Origin of the sequence: Streptomyces sp. NPDC006259 (assembly GCF_042870975.1) — a bacterium.
Taxonomy (GTDB): domain Bacteria; phylum Actinomycetota; class Actinomycetes; order Streptomycetales; family Streptomycetaceae; genus Streptomyces.
Genome location: NZ_JBIAHY010000001.1, coordinates 1356595 through 1369064, shown reverse-complemented (window position 1 = coordinate 1369064; position 12470 = coordinate 1356595). Strand labels below are relative to the sequence as shown.

The following is a 12470-nucleotide window of genomic DNA, read 5'->3' as shown; positions in this document are numbered from 1 at the left end:
TTCGCGCGGGACCCGCTATCCGAGCGCCTTGCCCGGCAGCTCCACCTTCGCGCCCAGCTCCATCAGCTTGTCCATGAAGTTCTCGTAGCCCCGGTTGATCAGGTCGATCCCGTGGACCCGGGACGTGCCCTGGGCGGCCAGCGCGGCGATCAGGTACGAGAAACCGCCCCGCAGGTCGGGGATGACCAGGTCGGCGCCCTGGAGCTTGGTGGGGCCGGACACCACCGCGGAGTGCAGGAAGTTGCGCTGGCCGAAGCGGCAGTTCGAACCGCCCAGGCACTCGCGGTACAGCTGGATGTGAGCGCCCATCTGGTTGAGCGCGGACGTGAAGCCCAGCCGCGACTCGTAGACCGTCTCGTGGACGATGGACAGGCCCGTGGCCTGGGTGAGGGCGACGACCAGCGGCTGCTGCCAGTCCGTCTGGAAGCCCGGGTGGACGTCCGTCTCCAGGGCGATCGACTTCAACTGGCCGCCCGGGTGCCAGAAGCGAATGCCCTCGTCGTCGATCTGGAAGGCGCCGCCCACCTTGCGGTAGGTGTTCAGGAACGTCATCATCGAGCGCTGCTGGGCGCCGCGGACGTAGATGTCGCCCTCGGTCGCCAGCGCCGCGGACGCCCAGGAGGCGGCCTCCAGCCGGTCCGACAGGGCGGCGTGGTTGTAGCCGCCGAGCTTGTCCACGCCGGTGATGCGGATCGTGCGGTCGGTGTCCATCGCGATGATGGCGCCCATTTTCTGCAGGACGCAGATCAGGTCCTCGATCTCCGGCTCCACGGCCGCGTTCGCGAGTTCCGTGACGCCCTCGGCGAGGACGGCCGTCAGCAGCACCTGCTCGGTCGCGCCGACGGACGGGTACGGCAGCACGATCTTCGTGCCGCGCAGCCGCTGCGGAGCCTCCAGGTACTGGCCGTCCGCGCGCTTCTCGATCTTCGCGCCGAACTGCCGCAGCACGTCGAAGTGGAAGTCGATGGGCCGGCCGCCGATGTCGCAGCCGCCCAGACCCGGGATGAAGGCGTGGCCGAGGCGGTGCAGCAGCGGTCCGCAGAACAGGATCGGGATCCGGCTCGAACCGGCGTGCGCGTCGATGTCGGCGACGTTGGCGCTCTCGACGTAGGTCGGGTCGAGCACCAGCTCACCCGGCTCCTCACCCGGACGGACCGTCACCCCGTGCAGTTGCAGGAGGCCGCGTACGACCCGCACGTCACGGATGTCCGGAACGTTGCGCAGTCGGCTCGGCTCACTGCCCAGCAGGGCGGCGACCATGGCCTTGGGTACGAGGTTCTTCGCACCGCGGACACGGATCTCGCCCTGAAGCGGGGTTCCGCCGTGGACAAGCAGGACGTCGTCTGAGCCGTTGACGGTCATGTATCTCGCGTTCCGTGGAGTGGGGCAGGGCCGGAGAGGACAGAGTAATCGCCGTGGACCCCCGTCCCGTAAGCCCGAGGGCGGCCCGGGGACGTCATGGCTGTGTCACAACACGAACCGTTTCCCGCCGGGCACGTGCGGTCACCGCGGGCGGGCCGGACCGTCCGTGCGCCCGGACCGCGTCCGTGCGCCCGGCCTGCCCTCACTCCCCGGCACCCGGTTGCCTCCCCACGGGCGGGGAAGATGGGGGATCATGTCTGGCATGACCGAGGTGTCCTCGCTCACAGGGCGGCTGCTCGTGGCAACCCCCGCCCTGGCGGACCCGAACTTCGACCGCGCGGTGGTGCTCCTTCTCGACCACGACGAGGAGGGCTCGCTCGGTGTCGTCCTCAACCGCCCCACGCCGGTGGGCGTCGGGGACATCCTGGAGGACTGGGCCGACCTCACCGGCGAGCCGGGTGTCGTCTTCCAGGGCGGCCCGGTCTCCCTCGACTCGGCGCTCGGCGTCGCCGTGATCCCCGGCGGCACGGCCGTCGACGGCGCGCCGCTCGGCTGGCGGCGGGTGCACGGCGCGATCGGCCTCGTCGACCTGGAGGCCCCGCCGGAGCTGCTCGCCTCGGCCCTGGGCTCCCTGCGGATCTTCGCCGGCTACGCCGGCTGGGGCCCCGGCCAGCTGGAGGACGAGCTGACGGAGGGCGCCTGGTACGTGGTGGAGTCCGAACCCGGCGACGTGTCCTCGCCGTCCCCGGAGACCCTCTGGCGCGACGTCCTGCGCCGCCAGCGCAACGAGCTGGCGATGGTGGCGACGTACCCGGACGACCCTTCGCTCAACTGACGGGTGTGACCTTCAGTACCCTTGGCCGTATGAGCACTCTTGAGCCCGAGCGCGGCACCGGAACGGGGACCCTCGTAGAGCCGACGCCGCAGGTGTCGCACGGCGACGGTGACCACGAGCGCTTCGCGCACTACGTCCAGAAGGACAAGATCATGGCGAGCGCGCTCGACGGGACTCCCGTCGTGGCGCTCTGCGGCAAGGTGTGGGTGCCCGGCCGCGACCCGAAGAAGTACCCGGTGTGTCCCATGTGCAAGGAGATCTACGAGTCCATGGGGTCCGGCGGCGACGACGACAAGGGCAAGGGCGACAAGTAGCCGGTGGTCGTCTGATGCTCCCGGAGGCCCTCAAGGTGTGGATCGGCGCGCCCTGAGGGCCTCCGTGCCGCTCGTGGCCGGGCCGCGTTCCCCTTCCCCGCCCTCGCTGCCGGCCCCGGCGGCACGGGCGGGTCCTCCCTCGTTTCCGCGTGAAGCGAATTCGTCTTCGCCAAGTCGTCCGCCATCGGCCTCACTTCGGCCGGCGCGGGGTGGCGGCCGGTCCGGCGGCGGGGCCGGTCGCGACGCCGGTGTTCTTCGTACTCGTGCAGCGACGACTCGCCCGCGGCCCCGCGGCGGTGAAGGACTGACGTGACTTCTGGGAACGAGATCATTCCGGCGCCGCGCGCCGTCGAGGGCCCCCTGCGGTCCACGGTCCTGCTGGACGACTCCACCACCCTGTGGGCCGCGCCCGGCACGGAACGCACCGAACGCTGGCTGCGCACCACCATCGGCGCCGCTCACGCCCTGCCGCTGCGGCCCGGCCCCGAGGAGGCCCGCGACGGCGTGCGGCTGCTCCTCGACGACACGCTGGAGCCCGAGGCGTACCGGCTGAGCGTCGCCGACCGGGGCGTCGAGATCCGCGGCGGCGACCCGGCCGGCGTCTTCTGGGGGGCGCAGACCCTGCGTCAGCTCCTCGGCCCCGAGGCGTTCCGGCGCGCCCCGGTGCGGCCCGCGACGGGTTACGGCATCCCGCACCAGACCGTCGAGGACGGCCCCCGTTTCCGCTGGCGCGGCCTACTCCTCGACGTGGCCCGGCACTTCACGCCCAAGGAGGGCGTCCTGCGCCACCTGGATCTGATGGCCGCGCACAAACTCAACGTCCTCCACCTCCACCTGACCGACGACCAGGGCTGGCGGATCGAGATCGAGCGCCACCCGCGACTGACCGAGGTCGGCTCCTGGCGCTCGCGCACGAAATTCGGCCACCGGGCCTCACCGCTGTGGGACGACAGACCGCACGGCGGTTTCTACACCCAGGACGACATCCGGGAGATCGTCGCCTACGCCGCCGAGCGGCACATCACCGTCGTCCCCGAGATCGACGTACCCGGTCACTCCCAGGCGGCCATCGCCGCCTATCCGGAACTCGGCAACACCGACGTCGTCGACACCCGTGCCCTCGCCGTCTGGGACACCTGGGGGATCAACCCGAACGTACTCGCCCCCACCGACGACACCCTGCGCTTCTACGAGGGGGTCTTCGAGGAGGTCCTGGCACTCTTCCCCTCCGAGTTCATCCACGTCGGCGGCGACGAATGCCCCAAGGAGCAGTGGCGCGCCTCGCCGACGGCGCAGGCCCGCATCGCGGAACTCGGACTCGCCGGCGAGGACGGACTGCAGGCCTGGTTCATCGGGCACTTCGACACCTGGCTCGCCGCGCGCGGGCGGCGGCTCATCGGCTGGGACGAGATCCTGGAGGGCGGCCTCGCCCCCGGCGCCGCGGTGTCGTCCTGGCGGGGCTACGAGGGCGGGATCGCCGCCGCGCGCGCGGGCCACGACGTCGTCATGTGCCCCGAGCAGCAGGTGTACCTGGACCACCGGCAGGACGGCGGCGCCGACGAACCCGTGCCGATCGGCTACGTGCGCGGCCTGGAGGACGTCTACCGGTTCGAGCCCGTGCCGCCCCGGCTGACGCCCGAGGAGGCGCGACACGTGCTGGGCACGCAGGCCAACGTGTGGACCGAGGTGATGGAGGATCCGGCGCGCGTGGACTACCAGGTCTTCCCCCGGCTCGCGGCCTTCGCCGAGGTCGCCTGGAGCCGGCTGCCCGCCCCGGAGCAGCGGGACTTCGCCGACTTCGAGCGGCGGATGGAGGCCCACTACAAGCGGCTCGACGCGCTGGGCGTCGCCTACCGGCCGCCGGGCGGCCCGAAACCCTGGCAGCGGCGGCCGGGCGTGCTGGGCCGGCCGATCGAGGGCGCGCCCCCGAACCGCTGAATGCGGAGCGCTGAGACCGGAGCGCTGACGGCTGAGCGCTGAATCCGAACCGCTGAGCGCTCAGCCCGAACCGCTGAGCCCGGAGCGCTGAATCTGAACCGTCGACGCCTGATCGCGGGGCCGTGCCACCGAGGCCGGATCGTCGAAAGCGGAGTTTCGAGGCCGGGCCGCCGAGGCCGGAGCGCGGAGGCCGGGTCGGCACTCCCCGGTCAAGGAGAAATCACTTCAGGACCACCGAAGAGTGGCGATGCGCGCACACCGGAGATGTCGTGCGAAATCGGGCCATCTCCCGGACGAGACGGGCGAATGCCTCCTGACGGACCCCCGCGTTCGGGCCTTGCGAAGATGTGCCAGAGTTGCCACGTCCGCCCTGTCAGCACGTACCGTACGGCAGCACAGGTGGGACCAGGTGGGGCAGCGGGAAGGGGCAGCCGGTTTTGACCACGCACGCACCGCAGGCGGGGCAGGCCGTCACGCTGCCCGCGACACTGGACGAAGCCGTGGCGGCACTCGCCGTCACGCCGGCCGCCGTGCCCGTGGCGGGCGGCACCGACCTGATGGCCGCCGTCAACTCCGGCCAGCTCAGGCCCGCCGCGCTGGTCGGCCTCGGCCGCATCAGCGAGATCCGCGGCTGGCAGTACCAGGACGGGCACGCCCTGCTCGGCGCCGGACTCACCCACGCCCGCATGGGCCGCCCCGACTTCGCCGCCCTCATCCCGGCGCTCGCCGCCGCCGCGCGCGCCGCCGGCCCGCCGCACATCCGCAACGCGGGCACCCTGGGCGGCAACATCGCCTCCGCCGCCCCCACGGGCGACGCGCTGCCCGTACTGGCCGCGCTGGAGGCGACCCTGATCATCGCGGGCCCCGGCGGAGTCCGCCGCGAGATCCCCGTGTCGCACCTGCTGGCAGGCATGGACATGCTGCGCGGCGGCGAACTCATCGGGTACGTGCGCGTGCCGCTCCTGCACGCCCCCCAGGTCTTCCTGAAGGCGACCGGCCGCACCGGTCCCGGGCGGGCCGTCGCCTCCGTCGCCCTCGTGCTCGACCCCGCCCGGCGCGGCGTCCGGTGCGCCGTCGGCGCCATAGCGCCGATGCCGCTGCGGCCCCTGGAGGCCGAGCAGTGGGTCGCCCGGCTCATCGACTGGGACAACAACCGGGCCCTCGTCCCGGAGGCGCTCAACGCCTTCGGCGAGTACGTCGCCGCCGCCTGCATCCCGGACCCGGTTCCCGCGGAGGACGGTTCCGTGCAACCGCTACCGCCCGCCGTACTGCATCTGCGGCGCACCGTCGCCACGCTGGCCCGACGAGCACTGGGGAGGGCACTGTCATGACCGACGACCAGCACGGACAGGGCACGCCACCGGGCGGCGGCCGCTGGGACCCGCTGCCCCAGGGCGACTACGACGACGGCGCCACCGCCTTCGTGAAGCTTCCCGAGGGCGGCATCGACGCCCTGCTGGCCGCCCGCGGCGACGGCAGCCCGCTCGCTGCGCCCGGCCACGGGTACGTGCCCCCGCGGATCGAGGCGACGCACGACGGGACCGACCCCGCCGCGGCCGGCGACGGCTCCTGGGCGGCCCCCGCCGCCGGCGCCGACTGGCCCGCGCCGGCGAGCGGGACGGTCGGTGGCGACCGGTTCGCCTACCACCCCGGCGCCACCGGGCAGTGGACCTTCGACGACGCCAACGCGCCCGCCGAGCACGCCCCCGCGCCCGGCCACGACGTGACCGGCCAGTGGTCGATCCCCGTCGCGGGCGGCGACCTGCCCGACGAGTCGGGCGAGTTCACGACCTCCGCGCTGGTCGAGCAGTGGGGCGGCGGAACACCCCCGGCCACCCTGCCGGGCGGCGCGTCCGCGCCCTGGGCGACGGAACCCGCGCCGGACGAGCGGTCCTGGAACCCCGGGACCGACGGGGCCGGGGCGCCACTGGCCGAGGACGCCGGAGCGCGACCGGACGCGTCCCTCTTCGGACACGCCCCCGTGCGCGACACCACCGAGCCGGCCTCCGGCGAGCAGCCCGCCCCGCACGAGCACGGACACCCGGGCGAGCTGCCGCCGCCCGGACAGCCGTACGAGGCCGTGTCCGGCCCCGTGGAGGGCCGGCGGCCGTCCCCCGAGGGTCCCGACGACCCCAGTGGCCAGGAGAGCGCCCACGAGCCGCCGGAGGCCGCCGAGGACCTCCCGTCGGCGGCCGCCCCGGAACCGGCCGCCCCCGCGGACGAACTCCCGGAGCACCCGGAGCGCGCGGAACACCCCGAGGGCCTCGGGCAACCCGAACAGGCCGATCTCGGCGCGTCGTCCACGCGCGTGGACGACGACCGCCCGGCGGAGGAGCCCGCGCGCGGGGCGGCTCACCACGAGGACCACCCCCTCGCCTCCTACGTCCTGCGCGTCAACGGCTCCGACCGGCCCGTCACCGACGCCTGGATCGGCGAGTCGCTGCTCTACGTCCTGCGCGAACGGCTCGGTCTCGCCGGCGCCAAGGACGGCTGCTCCCAGGGCGAGTGCGGCGCCTGCAACGTCCAGGTGGACGGGCGCCTCGTCGCCTCCTGCCTGGTCCCGGCCGTCACCACCGCCGGCAGCGAGATCCGTACCGTCGAAGGCCTCGCCGTCGACGGACAGCCCTCCGACGTGCAGCGGGCGCTCGCCCGGTGCGGGGCCGTCCAGTGCGGCTTCTGCGTGCCCGGCATGGCGATGACCGTGCACGACCTGCTGGAGGGCAACCCCGCGCCCACCGAGCTGGAGGCCCGTCAGGCGCTCTGCGGCAACCTGTGCCGCTGCTCCGGCTACCGGGGCGTCCTCCAGGCCGTCCAGGACGTCGTCGCCGAACGCGAGGCACACTCCTCCGCGGACGCTGAGTCGGACGGCGACGAGGCACGTATTCCGCACCAGGCGGGCCCCGGCGGCGGAGGCATCCACGCGTCGGCGTTCGAGAACCCCGCGCAGCCCCACCCGCACGACCCGGCGTACGGCCAGGACGGAGGCCAGGCGTGACGAACGAAGCAGCCACCGCGACGAGCCCCGCGGAGGCCGCCCCGCCCCCCGAGCCGATCCCGCACGGCCTCGGCGCCTCCCTGCCGGCCGCCGACGCCCGCGCGAAGACCGAGGGCACCTTCCCGTACGCGGCCGACCTGTGGGCCGAGGGGCTGCTCTGGGCGGCCGTACTGCGCTCCCCGCACGCCCACGCGCGGATCGTCTCCGTCGACACCACCCACGCGCGGGAGATGCCCGGCGTACGGGCCGTCGTCACGCACGAGGACGTACCCGGCAGCCCGCTGCACGGACGCGGCCGGGCGGACCGCCCGGTGTTCGCCTCCGAGGTCGTACGCCATCACGGCGAGCCGATCGCGGCCGTCGCCGCCGACCACCCCGACACCGCGCGGATGGCCGCCGCGGCCGTCATCGTCGAGTACGAGGTGCTCGACCCGGTCACCGACCCCGAACTCGCCTTCGAGGCCGATCCGCTGCACCCCGACGGCAACCTGATCCGGCACATCCCGCTGCACCACGGCGACCCGGCCGCGTCCGGCGAGATCGTCGTCGAGGGCCAGTACCGCATCGGCCGCGCCGACCCCGCCCCCATCGGCGCCGAGGCCGGACTCGCCGTGCCCAGGCCCGACGGCGGCGTGGAGCTGTACCTGGCCTCCACCGACCCGCACAGCGACCGGGACACCGCCGCGGCCTGCTTCGGCCTGGCACCCGATCAGGTGAAGATCGTCGTCACCGGAGTGCCCGGCGCCACCGCGGACCGCGAGGACCAGGGATTCCAGCTCCCGCTCGGCCTGCTCGCGCTGCGGACCGGCTGCCCGGTCAAACTCACCGCGACCCGCGAGGAGTCCTTCCTCGGCCACGCCCACCGCCACCCCACACTGCTGCGGTACCGCCACCACGCGGACGCCGAGGGCAGACTGGTCAAGGTGGAGGCCCAGATCCTCCTCGACGCGGGCGCCTACGCCGACACCTCCGCCGAGGCCCTCGCCGCCGCCGTCTCCTTCGCCTGCGGCCCCTACGTCGTCCCCAACGCCTTCATCGAGGGCTGGGCCGTCCGCACCAACAACCCGCCCTCCGGCCACGTCCGCGGCGAGGGCGCGATGCAGGTCTGCGCCGCCTACGAGGCGCAGATGGACAAACTGGCGAAGAGACTCGGCGTGGACCCGGCCGAGCTGCGGCTGCGCAACGCCATGGCCACCGGCGACGTCCTGCCGACCGGCCAGACGGTGACCTGCCCGGCGCCCGTCGCCGAACTCCTCCAGGCCGTCCAGGACTTCCCGCTGCCCGCCCTGCCGAAGGACACCCCCGAGGAGGACTGGCTGCTGCCCGGCGGCCCCGAGGGCGCGGGCGAACCGGGCGCGGTGCGCCGGGGCGTCGGCTACGGCCTCGGCATGGTCCACATGCTCGGCGCGGAGGGCACGGACGAGGTCTCCACGGCCACTGTCAAGGTGCAGGACGGCGTCGCGACGGTCCTGTGCGCGGCCGTCGAGAGCGGCCAGGGCTTCACCACACTCGCCCGGCAGATCGTCCAGGAGACGCTCGGCGTCGACGAGGTGCACGTCGCGCCCGTCGACACCGACCAGCCCCCGGCCGGCCCCGGCTGCCGCGGCCGCCACACCTGGGTCTCCGGCGGCGCGGTGGAACGCGCGGCCAAGATGGTCCGCACCCAGCTCCTCCAGCCCCTCGCCCACAAGTTCGGCATGTCCACCGAACTCCTCCAGATCACCGACGGCAAGATCACCTCGTACGACGGCGTCCTGTCGACGACCGTCGCCGAGGAACTGCACGGCAAGGAGCTGTGGGCCACCGCGCAGTGCCGCCCGCACCCCACCGAGCCGCTGGACGGCGCCGGTCAGGGCGACGCGTTCGTCGGTCTCGCCTTCTGCGCCATCCGGGCGGTCGTCGACGTCGACATCGAGCTGGGCTCGGTGCGGGTCGTGGAGCTGGCGGTCGCCCAGGACGTGGGCCGGGTGCTCAACCCGGCGCAGCTCGTCGCCCGGATCGAGGCGGGCGTCACCCAGGGCGTCGGCATCGCCCTGACCGAGAACCTGCGCACCCCGCGCGGCCTGATCCGCCACCCCGACCTCACCGGCTACGCCCTGCCCACGGCCCTGGACGCGCCGGACATCCGGATCGTCAAGCTGGTCGAGGAGCGGGACGTGGTCGCGCCGTTCGGCGCGAAGGCGGCCAGCGCGGTGCCGGTCGTGACGTCCCCGGCGGCGATCGCCTCCGCCGTACGGGCCGCGACCGGCCGCCCGGTGAACCGGCTGCCGATAAGGCCGCAGGCGGCCGTCGTCACCAGCCAGTGAGCGGAGTCACCGGATGAGCGGCGTGGTGCTCGTCACGGGCGGCCCGGCCTCCGGTAGGTCGACGGTCGCACGGGCGCTCGCCGAACCCCTTTCGCGCGCGGCACACGTGCGTGAGGGCGGGACGCCTTCCGCCGGATGAGCGTCTCCGGGCGCGAGGAGTACGCCCCGGCGCCGACCACGGGGCCCAGGAGGGCGCCGCGGACGGGGCCGAGGCCCGGCTCCGGCCCCGCCTGTCGGCGCAGGCCGCGGACACCTGCGCGCGCGGGCTTCACGGCCGTCGTGCGCGACGTGGTGCTCGGCGCCCACCTGAAGGCGTTCACCGCGCCGGTCCGCACCCGCCCGCCGTACGTCGTCGTCCTCCCGCCGGACGGGGCGGTGGCGGCGCGCGAGGCGGCCCGCGAGAGCAACGGCTACGGCACCGCGTGGACCGTCGAGGACCTCGCCACCCAACCGCGCACCCCACCGCGCACCCGAACGTCACGCCTCGGACCCCGGCCGGACACCACGCAGTCGACCGTGGGTGGGACGGTCGGGGCGATCCTCGCGGGAAGGCAACGCGCGCGCGTGGCCCGACGTCCTTCCTGTCGAGGGCCGTTGTCAGTGGTGCCGCGTAGTGTGCGCAGCAGTGGGACGGCGAACTTCACGCACGGGGGACCGATGAGCACGACCAGCACCACCACCGGCACGCCGGTGATCACCCTCTCCGAGGCCGAGCTGGATCCGTACGTCACTCACGCGCCGAGCCGCCGCTGGCTGACCGGCCCCGGACTGCCCGACGTCGGCGCGCTGGTGACGTTCGAGGCGCTGCGCACGGACGGCCTGCGCACGGTCGCGGACTCCGCCGGCGACCCCGGCCACCGGCTCGCCGCCGACCTGCGCGACCAGCTGGTCATCGGCGGACTCGTCGGCGCGGACGGCCCGCGGACCGAGTCGGTGCTGCTCGACGGCGCCACCGGCGAGATCACGACGGCGTACTTCTTCCACGACCGCCCCGAGCTGATGGACCGCCGGCCGCTCGCGCCCTCCCTGGAGAAGCTCGTGCGGTTCGCCACGGCCGCCGACGAACTGGCCGCCCTGAGAGGCCAGTTCGCGGCCTACGCCGGCCGTTTCGGGCCCGAGGCGGTGGCCGAGGCGTCCGGGCAGCTCCTCGCGCTGTACGAGTCGGGGGCTGACGGCGAGGTGCCCCCGTTCTGGCGGCTGGCGGCCGTCATCCGTCCGCTGGCGCTGGTCGCGGGCCCCGGCACCCGCTCCGGGCTCGCCCTGGACCTGCCGCCCCGGCTGCTGGACGAGGAGTTCGACACCGGCGGAATCGTCCGCTTCGAGGAGGTCGACTTCCCGGCCGCACTCTCCCACGAGCCGACCCGCCGCTTCCTGCGGGAGACGGGACTCCCCGAGGAATGCGTCTGGTTCTCCCTCGACATGGACGTCCCGCTGCCCACCCTCGCCGAGCACTGGGCGGACGACCCGCACACCCAACTCCCCGAGGGCGCCGGCCGGCTGATCCGCCTCGGCCACCTCGTGGAGGACACCAGCCTCGTGCTGGACGGCGCCACCGGCGCGGTGCTGGCCTGGAGCGAGGCGGAATCCAGACTCCGCCCGCTGAACGCCGACATCTCGACACTGGCGTTCACCCTCTGGCTCGTCCACCGTGAGCACACCCTCGACGCGGAACACGAACTGACCGAGGCCTACGACCAGTTGGCCGCCACCATGACCCGCACCCTCGCCGTCCTCGACCCGGTGGCCTGCGACCCCACGCCGAGGACGCCCACCGACGACGGCTGGCGCTACTGGCCCGGCATGTTCGAGGACGAGGCGGGCGGCGGCCTCTACGCCTGAGGGCGTCCGGTGGCCCGGCGCCGCACCGTGAGGTCCGCGCAGGGACTGGCGGGCCCGGGGAACACACTGAGCCTGTTCCCACCTGTGGCCAACCCCGATCTGATCGAACGACTGCGGGAACGAGCGGCCGAGCGAGATCAGGTCCCCTCCTGCGGCGAGCAGCCGCTCACCTTCGAGCCTTCCGCCGTCCGCGGGCAGCGGTCCCCCCGCCCCAGTACGAGACCACGAGCAGCCCATGGCAGGCTCATGCCACATGATCGATGAATTCGCGAAGGGCGACCTGCACGGGAGACTGCGGCGGGGCCGCGCGGCGCTGCTCTGGAAACTCGATGGCTTGTCCGAATATGACGCCCGCCGACCTTTGACAGTGACCGGGACCAACCTCCTCGGCCTGGTCAAACACGTGGCCAGCGTCGAGGCCAGGTACTTCGGCGAGGTGTTCGACCGCCCGTCCCCGGAACCACTGCCCCGGTGGCAGGACTCCGACGGCAGCGATCTATGGGCGACCGAGGACGAGACCCGCGATCAGATCATCGGGTTCTACCGGCGCACGTGGGAACACTCGGACGCGACGATCAACGAGCTTCCGCTCGACGCCCCCGGCCATGTGCCGTGGTGGCCGGAGCCTTGTCCCAACACGAACCTCTTCGCCGTCATGGTCCACGTCCTCGGCGAGTCCATCCGGCATACCGGGCACGCCGATATCCTGCGCGAGGGCCTCGACGGCCGGACCGGGATGCGCGCCGAACACGAGAAGCAGATCGACGAGGCAGCCCGTGCCGCCCACTGCGCGAAGATCGAGCAGGCCGCCAGGTCGGCCGCGCGGAACCAGGCTTAGAAAGGGCGGAACCCCTCACGGGGCGCCGCCCTTCTGTTATCGC

9 protein-coding genes are annotated in these 12470 nt (G+C 73.6%); 8 read left to right on the top strand and 1 reads right to left on the bottom strand.

Going from position 1 to position 12470, the window contains the following annotated elements; all coding sequences use genetic code 11:
• Positions 1-15: 15 nt before the first annotated feature.
• Positions 16-1362: a UDP-N-acetylglucosamine 1-carboxyvinyltransferase gene (gene murA / locus ACFYO5_RS05800; protein WP_073492205.1), complete on the bottom strand. Its 1347-nt coding sequence runs from the start codon at positions 1360-1362 to the stop codon at positions 16-18.
• A gap of 262 nt (positions 1363-1624) precedes the next feature.
• Here murA and ACFYO5_RS05795 point away from each other — a divergent pair, with 262 nt between their 5' ends.
• From ACFYO5_RS05795 to ACFYO5_RS05760, 8 genes are all read left to right on the top strand, one after another.
• Positions 1625-2197 carry a YqgE/AlgH family protein gene (locus tag ACFYO5_RS05795; protein WP_356560019.1) on the top strand — a complete coding sequence of 191 codons (573 nt, stop codon included), beginning with the start codon at positions 1625-1627 and terminating at the stop codon, positions 2195-2197.
• Positions 2198-2226: 29 nt separating this feature from the next.
• Positions 2227-2511 (top strand): DUF3039 domain-containing protein, encoded by a 285-nt coding sequence (locus ACFYO5_RS05790; protein WP_280881958.1) that lies wholly within the window; start codon positions 2227-2229, stop codon positions 2509-2511.
• 309 nt (positions 2512-2820) lie between these two features.
• Entirely contained in the window at positions 2821-4449 is a 1629-nt protein-coding gene (locus tag ACFYO5_RS05785; RefSeq protein WP_388704553.1) for a beta-N-acetylhexosaminidase, read from the top strand.
• Between the two features lie 437 nt (positions 4450-4886).
• Positions 4887-5780, top strand: coding sequence for an FAD binding domain-containing protein (locus ACFYO5_RS05780; protein ID WP_388704550.1), 894 nt, complete (start codon positions 4887-4889; stop codon positions 5778-5780).
• Positions 5777-7444, top strand: coding sequence for a 2Fe-2S iron-sulfur cluster-binding protein (locus ACFYO5_RS05775; protein WP_388704548.1), 1668 nt, complete (start codon positions 5777-5779; stop codon positions 7442-7444). The genes ACFYO5_RS05780 and ACFYO5_RS05775 overlap by 4 nt, the downstream gene beginning before the upstream one ends.
• A complete protein-coding gene (locus ACFYO5_RS05770) occupies positions 7441-9750 on the top strand; it encodes a xanthine dehydrogenase family protein molybdopterin-binding subunit (RefSeq protein WP_388704545.1) in 2310 nt (769 codons plus the stop codon). Before ACFYO5_RS05775 ends, ACFYO5_RS05770 begins: the two co-directional genes overlap by 4 nt.
• 657 nt (positions 9751-10407) lie before the next feature.
• Positions 10408-11589, top strand: a complete 1182-nt coding sequence (locus tag ACFYO5_RS05765; protein WP_388704748.1) for an SUKH-4 family immunity protein — start codon at positions 10408-10410, stop codon at positions 11587-11589.
• 253 nt (positions 11590-11842) lie between these two features.
• Positions 11843-12427: a DinB family protein gene (locus tag ACFYO5_RS05760; protein ID WP_388704543.1), complete on the top strand. Its 585-nt coding sequence runs from the start codon at positions 11843-11845 to the stop codon at positions 12425-12427.
• The last annotated feature ends 43 nt before the right edge of the window (positions 12428-12470 follow it).

Excerpts from the sequence above, each read along its gene's own strand:
- murA (WP_073492205.1), bottom strand. The coding sequence starts at position 1,362 with ATGACCGTCAACGGCTCAGACGACGTCCTGCTTGTCCACGGCGGAACC.
- ACFYO5_RS05795 (WP_356560019.1), top strand. The coding sequence starts at position 1,625 with ATGACCGAGGTGTCCTCGCTCACAGGGCGGCTGCTCGTGGCAACCCCC.
- ACFYO5_RS05790 (WP_280881958.1), top strand. The coding sequence starts at position 2,227 with ATGAGCACTCTTGAGCCCGAGCGCGGCACCGGAACGGGGACCCTCGTA.
- ACFYO5_RS05775 (WP_388704548.1), top strand. The coding sequence starts at position 5,777 with ATGACCGACGACCAGCACGGACAGGGCACGCCACCGGGCGGCGGCCGC.
- ACFYO5_RS05765 (WP_388704748.1), top strand. The coding sequence starts at position 10,408 with ATGAGCACGACCAGCACCACCACCGGCACGCCGGTGATCACCCTCTCC.
- ACFYO5_RS05760 (WP_388704543.1), top strand. The coding sequence starts at position 11,843 with ATGATCGATGAATTCGCGAAGGGCGACCTGCACGGGAGACTGCGGCGG.